Source organism: Pseudomonas oplopanacis, from assembly GCF_057128725.1.
Genome location: NZ_JBSKHV010000002.1, coordinates 283,579 through 299,696 on the forward strand (window position 1 = coordinate 283,579; position 16,118 = coordinate 299,696).

At 60.4% G+C, this 16,118-nt stretch carries 19 protein-coding genes; 11 read left to right on the forward strand and 8 right to left on the reverse strand.

All coding sequences use genetic code 11. The features are described 5' to 3' along the window. Nucleotides 1–134 precede the first annotated feature (134 nt). On the reverse strand, nt 135–779 hold the full coding sequence (locus ACWKV5_RS05625; protein ID WP_483840514.1) for a glutathione S-transferase N-terminal domain-containing protein: 645 nt from the start codon (nt 777–779) through the stop codon (nt 135–137). 146 nt (nt 780–925) lie between these two features. On the opposite strand from ACWKV5_RS05625, the gene ACWKV5_RS05630 reads away from it, so the two are divergent. Beyond that, on the forward strand, nt 926–1,477 hold the full coding sequence (locus ACWKV5_RS05630) for a cysteine hydrolase family protein (protein ID WP_483840843.1): 552 nt from the start codon (nt 926–928) through the stop codon (nt 1,475–1,477). Between the two features lie 127 nt (nt 1,478–1,604). On the opposite strand, the gene ACWKV5_RS05635 is transcribed toward ACWKV5_RS05630, so the two are convergent. The 4 genes from ACWKV5_RS05635 to ACWKV5_RS05650 are packed head-to-tail and all read right to left on the reverse strand — an operon-like array spanning nt 1,605 to nt 3,317. After that, the gene (locus ACWKV5_RS05635) at nt 1,605–1,814 is read right to left on the reverse strand and encodes an SEC-C metal-binding domain-containing protein (protein WP_007906737.1); all 210 of its coding nucleotides are present in this window, start codon (nt 1,812–1,814) and stop codon (nt 1,605–1,607) included. Then, on the reverse strand, nt 1,811–2,305 hold the full coding sequence (locus tag ACWKV5_RS05640; RefSeq protein ID WP_483840515.1) for an LEA/WHy family protein: 495 nt from the start codon (nt 2,303–2,305) through the stop codon (nt 1,811–1,813). The genes ACWKV5_RS05635 and ACWKV5_RS05640 overlap by 4 nt, the downstream gene beginning before the upstream one ends. A 33-nt stretch (nt 2,306–2,338) precedes the next feature. After that, complete coding sequence (locus ACWKV5_RS05645; protein WP_027925655.1) at nt 2,339–2,815, reverse strand: YchJ family protein; 477 nt, start codon at nt 2,813–2,815, stop codon at nt 2,339–2,341. A gap of 4 nt (nt 2,816–2,819) precedes the next feature. Then, entirely contained in the window at nt 2,820–3,317 is a 498-nt protein-coding gene (locus tag ACWKV5_RS05650; protein ID WP_483840516.1) for a DUF6231 family protein, read from the reverse strand. Between the two features lie 189 nt (nt 3,318–3,506). Between ACWKV5_RS05650 and ACWKV5_RS05655 the strand changes: the two genes are divergently transcribed. The 4 genes from ACWKV5_RS05655 to ACWKV5_RS05670 all read left to right on the forward strand — a co-directional run bounded on the left by ACWKV5_RS05655 (nt 3,507) and on the right by ACWKV5_RS05670 (nt 6,183). Further along, nucleotides 3,507–4,196 (forward strand): PA1041 family peptidoglycan-binding anchor lipoprotein, encoded by a 690-nt coding sequence (locus ACWKV5_RS05655; protein ID WP_483840517.1) that lies wholly within the window; start codon nt 3,507–3,509, stop codon nt 4,194–4,196. An 89-nt stretch (nt 4,197–4,285) separates the two neighbouring features. Next, on the forward strand, nt 4,286–5,005 hold the full coding sequence (locus ACWKV5_RS05660) for a PA1041 family peptidoglycan-binding anchor lipoprotein (RefSeq protein WP_483840518.1): 720 nt from the start codon (nt 4,286–4,288) through the stop codon (nt 5,003–5,005). Nucleotides 5,006–5,153: 148 nt separating this feature from the next. Beyond that, a complete protein-coding gene (locus ACWKV5_RS05665) occupies nt 5,154–5,432 on the forward strand; it encodes a DUF1145 domain-containing protein (protein WP_194939911.1) in 279 nt (92 codons plus the stop codon). Continuing rightward, nucleotides 5,425–6,183, forward strand: coding sequence for a collagen-like protein (locus tag ACWKV5_RS05670; RefSeq protein ID WP_483840519.1), 759 nt, complete (start codon nt 5,425–5,427; stop codon nt 6,181–6,183). The genes ACWKV5_RS05665 and ACWKV5_RS05670 overlap by 8 nt, the downstream gene beginning before the upstream one ends. A 162-nt stretch (nt 6,184–6,345) precedes the next feature. Here ACWKV5_RS05670 and ACWKV5_RS05675 read toward each other — a convergent pair whose 3' ends face one another. After that, on the reverse strand, nt 6,346–6,810 hold the full coding sequence (locus ACWKV5_RS05675; RefSeq protein WP_483840520.1) for a CopD family protein: 465 nt from the start codon (nt 6,808–6,810) through the stop codon (nt 6,346–6,348). Nucleotides 6,811–6,909: 99 nt separating this feature from the next. On the opposite strand from ACWKV5_RS05675, the gene dinG reads away from it, so the two are divergent. The 5 genes from dinG to pdxH all read left to right on the forward strand — a co-directional run bounded on the left by dinG (nt 6,910) and on the right by pdxH (nt 14,929). Next, nucleotides 6,910–9,054 (forward strand): ATP-dependent DNA helicase DinG, encoded by a 2,145-nt coding sequence (dinG, locus tag ACWKV5_RS05680; protein WP_027925648.1) that lies wholly within the window; start codon nt 6,910–6,912, stop codon nt 9,052–9,054. A 95-nt stretch (nt 9,055–9,149) separates the two neighbouring features. Further along, complete coding sequence (locus ACWKV5_RS05685) at nt 9,150–11,651, forward strand: beta-agarase (RefSeq protein WP_483840521.1); 2,502 nt, start codon at nt 9,150–9,152, stop codon at nt 11,649–11,651. A 229-nt stretch (nt 11,652–11,880) separates the two neighbouring features. Then, the gene (locus ACWKV5_RS05690; RefSeq protein WP_483840844.1) at nt 11,881–13,026 is read left to right on the forward strand and encodes a serine hydrolase domain-containing protein; all 1,146 of its coding nucleotides are present in this window, start codon (nt 11,881–11,883) and stop codon (nt 13,024–13,026) included. Between the two features lie 115 nt (nt 13,027–13,141). Next, the gene (locus ACWKV5_RS05695; protein WP_483840522.1) at nt 13,142–14,257 is read left to right on the forward strand and encodes an OmpA family protein; all 1,116 of its coding nucleotides are present in this window, start codon (nt 13,142–13,144) and stop codon (nt 14,255–14,257) included. Between the two features lie 24 nt (nt 14,258–14,281). Beyond that, a complete protein-coding gene (pdxH, locus tag ACWKV5_RS05700; RefSeq protein WP_483840523.1) occupies nt 14,282–14,929 on the forward strand; it encodes a pyridoxamine 5'-phosphate oxidase in 648 nt (215 codons plus the stop codon). Between the two features lie 5 nt (nt 14,930–14,934). On the opposite strand, the gene ACWKV5_RS05705 is transcribed toward pdxH, so the two are convergent. Beyond that, nucleotides 14,935–15,171 (reverse strand): hypothetical protein, encoded by a 237-nt coding sequence (locus tag ACWKV5_RS05705; protein ID WP_483840524.1) that lies wholly within the window; start codon nt 15,169–15,171, stop codon nt 14,935–14,937. Between the two features lie 132 nt (nt 15,172–15,303). Between ACWKV5_RS05705 and ACWKV5_RS05710 the strand changes: the two genes are divergently transcribed. Continuing rightward, on the forward strand, nt 15,304–15,768 hold the full coding sequence (locus tag ACWKV5_RS05710; protein WP_483840525.1) for an outer membrane lipoprotein: 465 nt from the start codon (nt 15,304–15,306) through the stop codon (nt 15,766–15,768). 76 nt (nt 15,769–15,844) lie between these two features. Here the strand turns inward: ACWKV5_RS05710 and ACWKV5_RS05715 are convergent, their stop codons facing one another. Beyond that, nucleotides 15,845–16,099 carry a colicin E3-like toxin immunity protein gene (locus ACWKV5_RS05715; RefSeq protein ID WP_483840526.1) on the reverse strand — a complete coding sequence of 85 codons (255 nt, stop codon included), beginning with the start codon at nt 16,097–16,099 and terminating at the stop codon, nt 15,845–15,847. Nucleotides 16,100–16,118 lie beyond the last annotated feature (19 nt).

Consider the following 16,118-nt stretch of genomic DNA (forward strand, 5'->3'; position numbering starts at 1 on the left):
GATATTTCAAGATTTGTCTGATAAACCACAACTTCAGAGGAAATGATGGCCCTTGTGGCGAGGGAGCTTGCTGTGGCGAGGGGGCAAGTCCCCTCGCCACAGAAGCTCCCTCGCCACAGGGGCAGGCGTGGTTCTCAGGATTTTGGTGGGTTGATTTTGGCCGCCAGGGCATATGCTTTCACGGTCGCCGGGCGGTTCTGGATGTGGGTGAACCAGCGCAGCACGTTCGGGAAGTCTTCCAGTTTCTGGCTCTGCCACTTGTGGGAAACGATCCACGGGTAGATCGCCATGTCGGCAATGCTGTATTCGCTGCCGGCGACAAACTCATGGGTCGCCAGTTGCTTGTCCAGCACCCCGTACAGGCGCGCGGTCTCATCGATGTAGCGCTTGATCGCGTAGGGGATTTTCTCCGGTGCGAACTGGCTGAAGTGATGGTTTTGCCCGGCCATCGGCCCCAAACCGCCCATTTGCCAGAACAGCCACTGCAGCGCCAATTGACGACCGCGCAAGTCCGTGGGCAGGAACTGGCCGGTTTTTTCCGCGAGGTACAGCAAGATCGCCCCCGACTCGAACACCGACAACGGCTCACCGCCATCGACCGGCTCATGATCGACGATGGCCGGGATTTTGTTGTTCGGCGAGATTTTCAGGAACTCGGGTTTGAACTGCTCGTTCTGGCTGATGTTGATCGGGTGCACGTTGTACGGCAGGCCGGCCTCTTCGAGGAATATCGAGATTTTGTGGCCGTTGGGGGTGGTCCAGTAATACAGGTCGATCATGAAATGCTCCACATCAAGGATGGTGTCAGGTGGGGACAGCAACCGCGGGCATCAGGTCGTCCTGTTTGCGTTCGATGGCTTGCCTGTTATTGGAGGTGATGCTGAAGTGGGTGAAATTCAATGACCCCGCAGGAGAAAAAACCGGCATGGAGCTCAAGACCCGCGCAGCGCTGATCATCATCGATCAACAAAATGGCATTCTGCATCCCCGGCTCGGTCGCCGGAATAACCCTCAGGCCGAGGAGCGCATCGTTGATCTGTTGGCGTTTTGGCGCCGAACCGGGCGACCGGTGATTCACGTGCAGCACCTGTCCCGCTCACCGGATTCAGTGTTCTGGCCAGAGCAGTCGGGTGTGGAATTTCAGGAGCGGTTCCAGCCAAAGACCGGCGAGCAGCTGATCCAGAAACAGGTACCGGATGCCTTTTGTGCGACGGGGCTGGAGGCGAGTTTGCGCGAGGCGGGGATTGAGCAGTTGGTGATTGTTGGCGTGGCGACGAATAACTCGGTGGAGTCCACGGCGCGAACGGCCGGGAATCTGGGGTTTGACGCGTGGGTGGCGGAGGACGCGTGTTTTACCTTCGACAAGGCGGATTATTTTGGTAATGCGCGTTCTGCCGAGGACGTGCATGCGATGTCGCTGGGGAATTTGCACGGGGAGTATGCGACGGTCGTCAGTACTGCGCAGATTCTGAACTGAGGGTGACTTTGGGGCCTCTTCGCGAGCAGGCTCGCTCCCACAGGGGTTTTATGTCGTTCATAGAACCAATGTGGGAGCCTGCTCGCGAAGGCGATTCAACAGGCGAACAATATTTGCGCCCGAAGCATCAAGCGCCGTGGCACTTCTTGAATTTCTTGCCGTTGCCGCACGGGCAAGGGTCGTTGCGGCCGACGTCTTTCAGGGCGTTGCGCACCGGTTCCTGGTGAGCGTGGCCGCAGTTCGGGCCGTGAACATGGCCATGGTCGTGATCATGGTGGTCGTGATGGTCATGATCGTGGTTGCAGTCAGGGCCATGGACGTGGGGTTGCTGGGTCATCGGGTGTGCTCCGGAATTAAATCGGCGGGGATTATCACGCCATTGCGCGCAAGGTGCACGTCATGCGCGATGAATAAACCGGTTTGCAGTACACCTTCCAGACGATAGGGGATGGGTTGGTCGGGTTTTTTCAGCATTTTCACCAGATCGCGCACCTTGGGCCACAGGTTGGTACGGATCGGTACCTTGAAGTAGGCGCTGTGTTTGGGGCCGACCGTAAACCAGTGATCGTGCTCGCCCTCGGTCAGCAGGATGTCTCCCAAATGAATCCGGTATTCAAGGCTGCGCACGGTCAAGTCGCTGTCGTTGGGGTTGTCGACGCGAAAGTGCAGGATGAATTTCTGCTCCAGCAGTTTTGCCCGCACCACTTCAACCTTGACCAGATGCACCTCGGGGTCTGGCTCGTCATCCTCGAACCACGACGCACAGCCAGCGAGCCCCAGAAACAGGAGCAGGCTGAGCAGATTAAGTGCGTGTCGCCGGGTGATCATGATCCTGTATCTCCCTGGAACCTGTCGCTCACCTCAACTGTTGAAATACCCCGCGCAGCATTTCTTGAATTTCTGCCCGCTCGCGCATGGACAGGCGTCATTGCGCCCGGCCTTGAGTTGCACGGTCGGGTCGATGAAGTACCAGTGGCCGGCGTTCTGCACGAAGGACGAGCGCTCGCGGTGGCTGTGTTCGCCGCTGCCGTCGTGCCAGCGCGCGGTGAAGGTCACGAAAGCGTGTTCCGGCTGGCCACCGAAGACTTCGGAGCTTTCCACCTCCAGGCCCAGCCAGGTGCTTTGCGCGCTCCAGTCGCTGATGGACTGACGATTCAGGCCGGCCTGTTGCGCGGGCAGGGTGGTCGCCACCAGATAGTCGATCAGCCCCAGCACGTAGGCGCTGTAGCGCGAACGCATCAAGGCTTCGGCACACGGCGCCGGATGCCCGGCGTGGTAATGACCGCAGCAGGCATCGAGCAGGGTGCCGCTGCCGCAAGGGCAAATGGATGTACTCATCTCATTACCACCAATATTTCCCGAAGTTTTCCGGATTGGCCCAAAAGCGTGAGTTGAGCCAGTCGGGTACTTGTTTGTATTCAAGCAGATCATAGGTGAACAGGGTCAAAACCTGTTCATCGCGCTGAAAGCGTTCACTGGCTTGCAGGGCCAGGGAGAAAAAATCCGTCTCCTGCCAGCCGCTGGCCGACATGTCCGTCAGCACCGCAATGCGGCTGGCGTTGAGGTTGCGGATCCCGCCGAGCAGGTTCAAGCCATCGCGCTTGGGCAAATGTTCGAGGCAATCGACCGCCAGTGCCAGATCGAACCGGCGTGCTGCCAGGTCCGCCGGCAGCGGCCCCGGAGCGGCGTGGGCCACACACGTATCCGGGTGGGCCAGTTTGAATGCTTCCAGGGCGGGGAATTCACTGGCGCCGATCAACAACAGCTGCACGGGGGCGTAACGGTCCAGCAAAGCGGCCAGCGCCTGTTGCGGCGTGCGCGAAGAAATACCTGCAATCATCAAAGATCCTCAATCAGAGCGCCAAGACTAGCCTGCCTAAACGTGCTGGCCTAGAGCGGGTTTAACGCAAATGCGCCAATCCGTCGTGAACGCGGGATAAAACAGCAATGGCCTATTGCTGGCGGAGATTAATAGTCGGGTCTTTACTACCTGAATCGGTTCTAAGCCGATCCCTCAGGAGAAAACTAGATGAGCATAGTTCGGACAGCATTACCCTTGGTTCTGCTCACCAGTGTGTTGACTGGTTGCGCAGGTTTGCAGAAAACCGACTGGCCGACCTGTGCGGCCGTCGGTGGTGTCGTGGGTGCGGGTCTCGGCGCGACCGAGAGCTCCGCATGGGCAGGCTATGGCGCGCTGCTCGTCGGCGGCACGGCAGCGGCCTATTGCTGGGTTCACGGTGATGGCGACGAAGACGGTGATGGTGTACCGGATAGCCGCGACAAGTGCCCGGGCACACCGCACGGCGTGAAAGTCGATGCCGACGGTTGCCCTCCACCTGCGCCGGTGGTTGAAGAGGCTGTAGTGGTCAAGGAAGAAACCATCGTCATCCGCGATGTTCACTTCCAGTTTGACAAAGCCACCCTCACACCATCCGACAAACAGGTCCTCGACAAGATCGCCACTAAATTGAAGGCGGAAGCGCCTACTGCTCAACTGACCGTTACTGGTCATACCGACAGCGTGGGCAGCGATGCCTACAACCAGAAACTGTCGGATAAACGCGCTCACTCGGTGGTTGAATACCTCATCGAGCAAGGCGTGCCTCGCAGCAGCTTCGTGTCTGTGGTCGGTGCCGGTGAAAGCCAGCCGGTCGCCGATAACAAAACGGCTGACGGCCGCGCGCAGAACCGTCGTACGGAAATCCATATCCAGCGTTAAGCCCTTCCGCTCCGCGGCTTGTATAGTCGCGGATGCGGGTCTTTACTCCTGTGTAACCGGTATGGGCCGGTAACACAGGAGCTTTCAATATGAGCGTTCTCACAAGGACCGTCCTACCGGTTCTGCTGCTTGGCAGCCTGTTGACCGGTTGCGCAACTCACAGCGATGGCACTGCCCCCCTCAATCAACGTACCTGGCCGATCTGCAGCGTCATTGGCGGGCTGGTGGGCGGCGGTTTGGGCGCAATCGAAAGTGGCGGCTGGGCGGCCGGAGGAGCAGCGCTTGGAATCCTGACTGGCGGCTTGATCTGTTACGCCCAGGATGGCGACGAAGATGGCGACGGCGTTTTCGATCGACGCGATCGTTGCCCCGATACTCCCGCCAATACGCCGGTAGAACATCATGGTTGCCCGCTGCCGCAATACCCGGCCAGCGTGAAACCTGCCGAACCTGTACCTGAGGAAGTCATTACCCTCAACGATGCGGGCGACGTGCTGTTTGCGTTCAATCAATCCGACCTGACCCCGTCTGCGCAGAATCAGCTGACTGCGCTGATGCCGAAATTGCAAAGCGCCGATGTGGTGAGCATCAAAGTGGTCGGCCATACCGACAGTGTCGGTTCCGATGCCTACAACCAAATGTTGTCGGAACGTCGCGCCACCAGCGTGGCGGCCTATCTGATGAACCAGGGTCTGGACCCGAACAAACTCACCAGTGAAGGCAAGGGCGAAAGTGAGCCCATCGCCGATAACGCGACTGATGAAGGCCGCGCGAAAAACCGTCGCGTGGAATTGCACATCAATCGCTAAGCCGCGAAATAGAGCCGTCGGCACGCCAATTCAGTGGTGCCGATGGCCATTCGGCGGTCTTCATGAAGAATTTTCCGTTGCCCTCTGGCGCATCCCTCGTGGAAGCCGTTACTGTGCGCCCAAAGAATAATGATCAACGGGGGAGCGTATGAAGGTGTTTTGGGGGCTGGGGAAGTTATTGACCCTGCTGTTCTGGTTGGTGGTGCTGGTCAATCTGCTCACGCCGTTTGTTTATCCGCTGCACCCGTTGGTCAATCTGGCCGGGGGCTTGCTGGCACTGTTCCATCTGCTGGAGCTGGTGTTCTGCAACCGCAGCCTCAAAGGCCGCGCCCACCCTTGGCGTGATCGCCTGCAGATTGCCATTTTCGGCGTATTCCACCTGCAAACCATTCCGGCTCCCTCCGCACCGAAGGCTTCCCATGCGTAATCTCTGTCTGCTCGCCGCATTTATCAGTCCATTGGCCTGCGCACAGGTTGTCAGTGTCGAAACCAACTCGTTGATGCGCTTGCCCAACACCGCCAGTACGTTGCAACTGGAGCGGCTGGAAGTCGCCGATTACGGCACTTTGCTGATTCCTTCGAACGTCACCGAAGTGACCGTGGGCGAACTGCACCTGGGGCGTGAGGCGCGAATTGCCATTGTGCCGAGTGAGCAACCACTGGAATTTAAAGTGCACCGTGCCGAGTTGTCGGAAGGCAGCCAGATCACCGCGAGGGGCGCGCCGGGGAGTTTCCAGAAGGCTGCACGCTCGGGGCGCAACCTGAACTTGCAGATCAAGGCATTGAACGCTCCGCAATTGTTGGTGGATGCTCGCGGCGGCGCGGGCGCACCGGGGTTTTTCGGTCTTGACGGCGCCAATGGCCAGGATCCGGGTTGCACCTGGGGCCAGGCCGGTCGCGGTGCCGATGGCAGCGACGGCAGTGACGGTCAGCCGGGAGCTCCGGGTGCGCTGGTGAAGCTGGAAGTGCCGCGCGATTACCCGGCGGATAAAATCAAGGTGCAGGTCGCTGGCGGTGCCGGTGGACTTGCAGGTCCTGGTGGTAAACCGGGAGCGGGTGGCCAGTCCAAAGGCTGCCTGGTGTACAAGGCCGATGGCGGCAAAAGTGGCCGTCCGGGCGCGGATGGCCAGCCTGGGCCTGCCGGTGCGGCGGGTTCTGTAACCCTTCAGCGCCTATAAAAAACAACCGAGAACCCCTGTGGTGAGGGGGCTTGCCCCCGTTGGGTTGCGAAGCGACCCTCCCCAATACCGGAGTGTTTCCGCGATTTTGCCAGTGCTACGCACTGGAACGGGGGCAAGCCCCCTCGCCACAGACGCTCCTCGCCACAGGATGTGAACGGTTCAGAACATCGGCCGGGCCGCAGCAATCGCCACCAGCAGCAATCCCACCATCAGATTGATCCCCACCAACCGCCGAATCTTCCCGAGCACGGCCGCACCCGCCGGCCAATCCTGCGCCGTCACTGCGATGCGCAACTCCGGCAGCATCAACGCCTGGATCCGGATAAACAACGCCGTCATCACCACGTACAACCCCATCATCACCTGCACATAACGCGGCGCGGTCTCGAACCCGGCGTATTGCAGATGAATCATGCCGACACCGCTGATCGGCAGCAGCACTACCGCGACCCAGACCCAGCGGAAAAACCCTTGAAACACTTCCACCCACAGATTCAAGCGGGCAGGGCCTTCCAGCGCTTTCATGGCGGCGGGGCGCAAGACCATCCAAGCGAAAAACATGCCGCCCACCCACACCAGGGCTGACAGGACATGCAGGGTATAAACGATGCCAAAAGGTGTCATTGGGGTACTCCGTTCTGCGCGGGATTAATTAGCGGGGTATGATAGCCGCCATCCGAAACCACTGAAAATTTATCCAGCGTTTTTAGCGCCCGACAATTCATGATCAGCACCGAACTCAAAACCACGATCCAGGGCGCCTATTCGCGTTTTCTCGAAGCCAAGAGCCTCAAGCCGCGCTACGGACAACGCCTGATGATCGCCGAAATTGCCAAGGTCCTCGGGGATATCGACACCGACGACGAAGGTCGGCGCAGTGGCGACCCCGCGATTGTCGCGGTGGAAGCCGGCACCGGTACCGGCAAAACCGTGGCCTACAGCCTGGCGGCGATCCCCACCGCCAAGGCTGCTGGCAAACGCCTGGTGATCGCCACGGCCACCGTCGCCCTGCAAGAGCAGATCGTCTATAAGGATTTGCCCGACCTGATGCGCAACAGCGGGCTGAATTTCAGCTTCGCGTTGGCCAAGGGCCGTGGGCGCTACATGTGCCTGTCCAAGCTCGACATGTTGCTGCAGGAAGGCCACGCACAAACGGCCACGGCGCAGCTGTTCGAAGAAGAAGGCTTCAAGATCGAGGTCGACGAGGCCAGTCAGAAGCTGTTCACCAGCATGATCGAAAAACTCGCCGGCAATAAATGGGACGGCGACCGCGACAGTTGGTCCACGGCGCTGGAAGATGCCGACTGGGCGCGCCTGACCACCGATCATAGCCAGTGCACCAACCGCCATTGCCCGAACTTCGGCCAGTGCGCCTTTTACAAGGCCCGCGAAGGCATGGGCAAGGTCGACGTGATCGTCACCAACCACGACATGGTGCTGGCCGACCTGGCCCTGGGCGGCGGTGCCGTGCTGCCGGACCCGCGCGACACCATCTACGTGTTCGACGAAGGCCATCACCTGCCAGACAAGGCCATCGGCCACTTCGCCCATTACACGCGGCTGCGTTCCACCGCCGACTGGCTGGAAACCACCGCGAAAAACCTCACCAAACTGCTGGCCCAGCACCCGCTGCCCGGCGATTTGGGCAAGTTGATCGAGCAAGTGCCGGAACTGGCCCGCGAGATCAAGACCCAACAACAATTCATGTTCACCGCCTGCGAGCAGGTCGCCGACTTCAAACCCGGCGAAGACGTCGAAGGCCGCGAGCGGCCGCGTCACCGCTTCGTCGGTGGAGTGATTCCCGAGCACATGCGCGAGATGGGTGTCGAGTTGAAGAAGGGCTTTGCCCGGCTTACCGACCTGTTCACCCGGCTCACCGAGTTGCTCAAGGAAGGCATGGACGGCGAGGTCAACATCGGCATCGCCAGTAATCAGGCCGAAGAGTGGTACCCACTGTTCGGTAGCCTGTTGTCCCGTTCTTCGGGCAACTGGGAATTGTGGGTGGCGTTCACCGCTGAAGACCCGGAAGACAACCCGCCCATGGCCCGTTGGCTGACGTTGGCCGAAAGCGGTTCGCTGTTCGACATCGAGGTCAACGCCAGCCCGATCCTTGCCGCAGAAATGCTTCGGCGCAACCTGTGGAATGTCGCTTACGGCGCGTTGGTGACCTCGGCGACCCTGACGGCCCTCGGCACTTTCGACCGTTTCCGCATGCGCGCCGGTCTGCCGAAAAAAGCCGTGACCGCCGTGGTCCCGAGCCCGTTTCACCACGCCGACGCCGGCGTGCTGCGAGTGCCGGACCTGAAAGCCGATCCGCGGGATGCACCGGCCCACACCGCGGCGATCATTCGGGATCTGCCGCAACTGGTTGAAGGCTCCCGGGGCACGCTGGTGCTGTTCTCTTCCCGCAAACAGATGCAGGACGTGTTCGACGGCCTCGACCGCGACTGGCGCAAGCAAGTGTTCATTCAAGGCAACCTGTCAAAGCAGGAAACCTTGAACAAACACAAGGCACGCGTCGATGGCGGGGACTCCAGTGTGCTGTTCGGCCTCGCGAGTTTTGCCGAAGGGGTCGACTTGCCCGGCGCGTACTGCGAGCACGTGGTGATCGCGAAGATTCCGTTCTCGGTGCCGGATGATCCCGTCGAAGCCGCATTGGCGGAATGGATCGAGGCCCGTGGCGGCAATCCGTTCATGGAAATCTCCGTACCGGATGCCTCGCTGAAACTGGTCCAGGCCTGCGGTCGCTTGCTGCGGACCGAAGAAGACCGCGGCACCATCACCTTGCTCGACCGACGTCTGGTCACCCAGCGTTACGGCAAAGCCATCCTCAATGCGCTGCCGCCGTTCCGTCGCGAAATTTCCTGATACACCGGTGGGCACATTTGCCCGCCGCGTTGTCTATCTCTCTACCATCGCTTTTCCACTGACCCTTGAAGGTCGTTAGGGAGAACCACGTTCCTATGATTCGCCGTTCGTTGCCCGCTGTATTTGCCCTGATGTTCGCAGCCCCTTTGCTGGCGGCCCCCGCCGGCCAACAGACGCTGTTCAACTTTGTACGCCCCGCTGACGTGGTCCAGGTGGCGACTCAGGACGCCAGCCTGCCGCAATCCAATGCTGAGCAAACAGCCGAAGGCGAAGTGTTGCGCCGGGTGACGTTCAACCCGGTGGCCCAGCCGAGTTTGCGTTTGACCCCGCAAACCGGTGCCTGGGACTGGTCGCAGTCGGGCGCCATGAGCCTGCGAATCCAGAGTGCAATGGATTGGGCCGTGACCCTGTACGTGAAAATCCAGAGCAATGACGGCAAGACGCTGGTCAGTCGCGTCGATTTGCCGGCCGGCCCGGCGCAGACCTTGCTGGTGCCGTTGGTGGCAAGCTCATCGTTGAGCCAGGGCATGAAAGCCGGGCCGCCGATGCCGATGACGGTCGACGGCCAGCGCATTTTGCTGGCAAGCAGTGCCGGTGAACTGGATCGCAGCCAGGTGGTGTCGGTGACCCTGTCGATGGATCAGCCGAAAGTGGCCCAGAACATCTTGCTCGAACGTTTTGGCGTGCAGGACGGTGACGCCGTGACCCAAGCCGTTTATGGCGGATTGGTAGATGCTTACGGTCAGTCAACCCGGGCCAAATGGCCGGAAAAGGTCAGTAGCGATGAACAATTGAAAAGCGCCGCCGCCAAAGAACAGCAACAACTGAAAACCTGGCTGGCCGAGCGCGAAAAAACCTCCCTGGACACTTTCGGTGGCTGGACCAAAGGCCCGACGTTCAAGGCCAGCGGCTTTTTCCGCACCGAGAAACGCGACGGTCGCTGGTACCTGGTGACGCCGCAAGGTCATCCGTTCTATTCGCTTGGGGTCAATACCGTGACCCCGGACGTCAACCAGACCTACGTCGCCGGCCGTGAGTGGATGTTCGAGACCCTGCCAAAACCCGACGAGCCGCTGGCTAGCCATTTTGGCGAAGGTGATAACCGTGGCGGCAACGGCGCCGATCAGGGCCGTAGCTACAACGCCGGGCGCTGGTACGATTTTTACGGCGCCAACTTGCAGCGGCTGTATGGCGAACCGTGTGCGCTGGGCAGCGATACCAAGGCCGGTGTCGCCGAAGCGGCCAAGGCCGACGCGGTTGAAGCGACGGTCGAGAAGGCTGCCGAGCAACCCGTTACACCAACGACCGCCGAATCCGGGGTCGCAGAAGCGGCCAAGACCGGTGCCGCCGAAGCAACCGTAGCGAAAGCGTCTGAGCAGAAACCCGCAGAACCCTGCAAAGCAGTGGTGGATGAACAACGCTGGACCGGCCACACCCTGGATCGCCTGCAAGCCTGGGGCTTTAACACTATCGGCAACTGGAGCGCCCCGGCGCTCGGCGATGCTGATCGCGTGCCGTACACCTTGCCGTTGTCGATCGTCGGCGATTACGCCAGCATCAGCACCGGCACCGACTGGTGGGGCGGCATGCCCGACCCGTTCGATCCGCGTTTCGCCATGGCCACCGAACGCGCCGTGGCCATCGCCGCCCGTGATCATCGCGACGACCCATGGCTGATCGGCTACTACGCCGACAACGAATTGGCCTGGGCCGGTCCCGGTGACGACCCGAGAGCCCGTTACGCGTTGGCTTACGGCACCTTGAAAATGACCACCGACGTGCCGGCCAAACGCGCGTTCCTCAAGCAACTGCGCGACAAATACCGCAATCAGGCGGGGCTGTCCAAGGCGTGGGGCATCGACTTGCCGGCCTGGGAACTGATGGAAGACCCGGGCTTCGTGCCGCCGCTGCCAAGCGCTGACCACCCGGAAATCGAGGCCGACTTCAAATACTTCCAGAAGGTCTTCGCTGATACCTACTTCAAGACCATCTCCGACTCGCTCAAGTGGCACGCGCCGAACCAGCTGTTGCTGGGCGGTCGTTTCGCCATCAGCACCCCGGAAGCCGTGGATTCCTGCGCCCAGTATTGCGACGTATTGAGCTTCAACATGTACACCCTGCAACCGCAGGACGGCTACGACTTCGCCAAGCTGCGCAGCCTCGATAAACCGGTGCTGATCACTGAGTTCAACTTCGGCTCGGCGGATCGCGGCCCGTTCTGGGGCGGCGTGACGCAATTGGCCAAGGAAGAAGACCGTGGGCCGGCTTACGCGAACTTCCTCAAGCAGGCGCTGAGTGAACCTTCGATTGTCGGTGTGCATTGGTTCCAGTACCTGGACCAACCGGTGACCGGGCGTTTGCTGGACGGTGAGAATGGTCACTTTGGTCTGGTGGGGATAACTGATCTGCCGTTCCAGGGTTTTATCGATTCTGTGCGCAAGAGCAACCTGGCGGCTGTCGATCAGTTGGGCAAAGAGGCCGCGAAAGCGGCGGCCGAGGCAGACAAGGCCAGCCACGATGCCGAAGGCGGCAGAAAGGCCGAGGCCGGCAAAGGCCCGGGCAGGGGAGCCGGTGGGCATTCTGGCCAAGGGCACTGAGTCCTGAAATACCGCGTCATCGTTCTTCGCGAGCAGGCTCGCTCCCACACTGAATCTGCGGTCCACCAAAGATCCCTTGTGGGAGCGAGCCTGCTCGCGAAGGCGTCATAAGCATCAACGATATCTTCAAACAAGCCGATAACCGCCCAGCCCGACACTGTTCCCAAAACGGCTAATGGCTGGAACAATGCGGGCCACTTTGTATAGCGATTATCCGGGAGCAATGCGGGTGCAGATTCAGGGTCATTACGAGCTCAAGTTCGAAGCCGTGCGCGAAGCTTTCGCGGCGCTGTTCGACGATCCTCAGGAACGTGGCGCAGCCTTGTGCATCCAGGTCGGCGGTGAAACCGTCCTCGACCTCTGGGCCGGCACTGCCGACAAGGATGGCAGCGAAGCCTGGCACAGTGACACCATCGCCAACCTGTTCTCCTGCACCAAGACCTTCACTGCGGTCACGGCCCTGCAACTGGTGGCTGAAGGCAAGCTGCAGCTGGACGCCCCGGTTGCCCGCTATTGGCCCGAATTTGCCGCCGCCGGCAAAGAATCCGTGACCCTGCGCCAATTGCTCTGCCATCAGGCAGGCTTGCCGGCGTTGCGCGAATTGCTGGCGCCGGAAGCGCTTTACGACTGGCAAACCATGGTCGACGCCCTCGCGGCCGAAGCGCCGTGGTGGACGCCGGGCCAAGGCCACGGCTACGCCGCGATCACTTACGGCTGGCTGGTGGGCGAGTTGCTGCGCCGCGCCGACGGTCGTGGGCCGGGAGAATCCATCGTGGCGCGGATCGCCAAGCCATTGGGCCTGGATTTCCATGTCGGCCTGGCCGATGAAGAATTCCATCGCGTGGCGCACATCGCGCGTGGCAAGGGTAATGTCGGCGATGCTGCCGCCCAGCGCCTGCTGCAAGTGACCATGCGCGAACCGACCGCCATGACCACCCGGGCTTTCACCAATCCGCCGTCGATCATGACCAGCACCAACAAACCCGAATGGCGGCGCATGCAGCAACCCGCTGCCAATGGCCACGGCAATGCACGCAGCCTGGCTGGGTTCTACGCCGGCCTGCTGGATGGCAGCCTGCTCGAAGGCGAGATGCTCGACGAGTTGACCCGCGAACACAGCCTCGGCGACGACAAGACTTTATTGACCCGGACCCGCTTCGGTCTGGGTTGCATGCTCGATCAACCGGACGTTCCCAACGCGACCTACGGCCTCGGCCCGCGTGCGTTCGGCCATCCGGGCGCTGGCGGCTCCATCGGTTTTGCTGACCCGGAACACGATGTTGCCTTCGGTTTTGTGACAAATACCCTGGGGCCGTACGTCTTGATGGATCCACGCGCGCAGAAGCTTGCGCGAGTACTGGCCACTTGTCTGTAAAACCCGCTCAAAGGTTCCAGTACCGGAACCCGGCAGCCTTTTCGGTTTCAAAGCGTCAGTTTGTGCGGGCCGCTTCGGTCTGACTTTTCATTACTTCATTTTTCGTGGATATCCGATGTCATCCAAACCAACTCTCGCCCTGGCCCTGTGCTTTGCTATCACCGGTTGTGCACAGACCCCAAAAAGTGATTCCGATGGTGGCAGCTGGTGGCCGTTCGGTTCTTCCGACAAAGTCGCCGCTAAAGAACCGGCTCCAGCTCCAGCCGCGGCCCCAGCTCCGTCCCCGCTGAAACCTGCTGCCACCGCCCCCGTTGCCAAAAGTGAGAGCGCCAGCCCTTGGTACTGGCCGTTCGGTTCCGATGATGCCGCTGCCAAGACCGCTGCCAAGCCTGAAGTAAAACCTGAAGCCAAACCGGTCCCGGTCGCCAAGGCTGATGCCGACGCGGGTAACTCGTGGTGGTGGCCGTTCGGCGGCAAGGATCAGAGCGCTGCCAAAGTTGCGCCAATCGACCCGAAAGTCACCCAGGCCTGGCTCGACGACTACGAACCGCGTCTGCGCGAAGCGATCAAGGACAGCAATCTGCAACTTGAACGCCGCGAAAACGTGTTGGTAGTGACCGCACCGGTAGAAGGCTCCTTCAACCCGGATCGTCCAGCCATGCTGCTGCCGGTCACCCTCGGTCCGTTCACCCGTGTCGCGAAAATCCTCGAAGTCGATCCGAAAACGGCCGTGCTGGTACTCGGTCACAGTGATACGACGGGTGCCGCACCGGCCAATGTGAAACTGAGCCAGGAACGTGCACAAGCCGTCGCCGCCATCTTCCGTCTCAGCGGTTTGCAGCGTGATCGCCTGATGCTCCGCGGTATGGGCGGTGACGCTCCGCGTGCGGCCAACGACAGTGTTGAAGGTCGTGCCTTGAACCGTCGCGTGGAATTGCTGGTGACCCCGCAGAACACCATGGTGGCGCTGCTGGCCAAGTACAACATGCCGGCCCCGGCGCCAGTGACCCTGATCGCGGCCAAGGACATCAAGCCAGTGGCAACTCCGGTCACCCCTGCGCCAGCGGCGAAGAAAGCAGCTGTACCGGCGACCAAAAAGGCCCCGGCCAAGAAAGCCACCGCCAAGAAGGCACCTGCTAAAACTGCAACGCCGGCGAAGAAGACGGTGCCAGCCAAAGCCGTTGCCGACGCCAAGAAAGTCGACGTCGCGGCTGACGCCACCAAAAAGTGATTCGTTAACCAAAAGGAATGCGCCATGACCCAAGGCCTGGCTGATATGCGTCGTGACTACACCCGTGATGGCCTGACCGAGGCGCAAGCCCCGGCAGAGCCGTTCGGGCTGTTCCACCAATGGTTCGCCGACGCGGTGAAAACCGAGCAAGCGCCGGTGGAGGCGAACGCCATGACCTTGGCGACGGTCGATCAGGACGGTCGACCTCATTGCCGCATTCTGTTGCTCAAGGGGCTGGACGAGCACGGTTTTACGTTTTTCACGAACTATGACAGTGCCAAGGGGCAGCATCTGGCGGCGAATCCGTTCGCGGCCATGACCTTCTTCTGGCCGGCCCTGGAGCGCCAGGTGCGTATCGAAGGTCGGGTGGTGAAGGTCTCGCCGCAAGAGTCCGATGCATATTTCCAGGTACGTCCACTGGGTAGCCGTCTCGGGGCCTGGGCGTCACCGCAGAGCCGGGTAATTGCCGATCGTGCCGAACTGGAAGCGCTGCTCAAGAACACCGAGCAACGTTTCAGCGATACAGCGCCGCACTGCCCGGATCACTGGGGCGGATATCGCTTGCTGCCGGAACGCATCGAGTTCTGGCAGGGCCGTGCGAGCCGCCTGCATGATCGCCTCAACTACCGTCTACAGGGTGCCGACTGGATTCTTGAACGTCTGGCACCCTAGGCAGTCTACCGTTCGGGATACCCTGCTGCAGCGGCCTCAAGCCACTGGGGCAGGTCCCGACGCTTGATTTTCTGGGCGTGAGCGTTCGCCAGTTGCTGGAGCATGAAAGCTTTTTTCTGTTCGTCCTTCCCAGCCAAAGCGAATGCCAGGTCGCGGTCCATCCAGCGTTTTATCCGCACGTACAGCCACCAATGGAAGTACAGACCGGCGACGGTAGTGATGAAAACGATGAAGTAATCCATGAAGATCCTTGGGGCGTAAATGTGCAGGGGCGCCTGTACCGGGCCTGAATCAAAACATTTTTATCCCGGCCATGCCGTGACAGGCGTCAAGCTGCGGGGTTTAATGAATACCTGTCCTTTGGAGTTGATGCTATGCGTAAGTCTGTTTTGTTGGTTGCTTCCTTTTCCACGATGGCGATGTTGCTCACTGGCTGCCAATCCAGCCTGACCGGTGACTCCTACTCCCGTGATGAAGCGCGTCGTGTGCAAACGATTCGCATGGGCACCATCGAAGCGCTGCGCCCAGTGAAAATCGAAGGCACTAAAACCCCAATCGGCGGCATCGCCGGTGCTGCGGTCGGCGGTGTTGGCGGCAGCGCCATCGGCGGCGGCAAAGGCAGCATCGTTGCCGCAGTCATCGGCGCAGTCGCCGGCGGCCTGGTAGGTTCGGCGGCCGAAGAAGGCCTGACCCGCACCCAAGGCGTCGAAATCACCGTTCGCGAAGACGACGGCAGCATGCGCGCCTATGTTCAGCAAGTTCAGGAGAATGAAGTGTTCCGCGTTGGCGAGCGGGTGCGGATTGCTACTGTTGATGGTACGAGCCGCGTTTCGCACTAAGCGGGAATGGGCAAAGAAAAACCCCGATCAGGTGACTGGTCGGGGTTTTTTTGTCTGTGGCTTCGTACTTCTTCGATTACCAGTTTTCGCGGTAGTCAAAAGAGATTTGGTAGTCAGAATCGGTGATTTCAATTGTGTGGCGGAAGTAAGGTTGGATAATGGCGGCCCATTGGCTACCCACATTGAAACCTCCGTTGTTAATGTTGTTCTCTACGGGAATTCCGAGAGCATTAAGTACTGATTCATCGTCGCCCAGATCATCAGAGAATTCTTCGCCCTCAAAATTTTCCGTTTGCTTGTGAAACCATTCCAGCCTTAGTTTTAAGCCCATCGTCGCTCACCTGTTACCG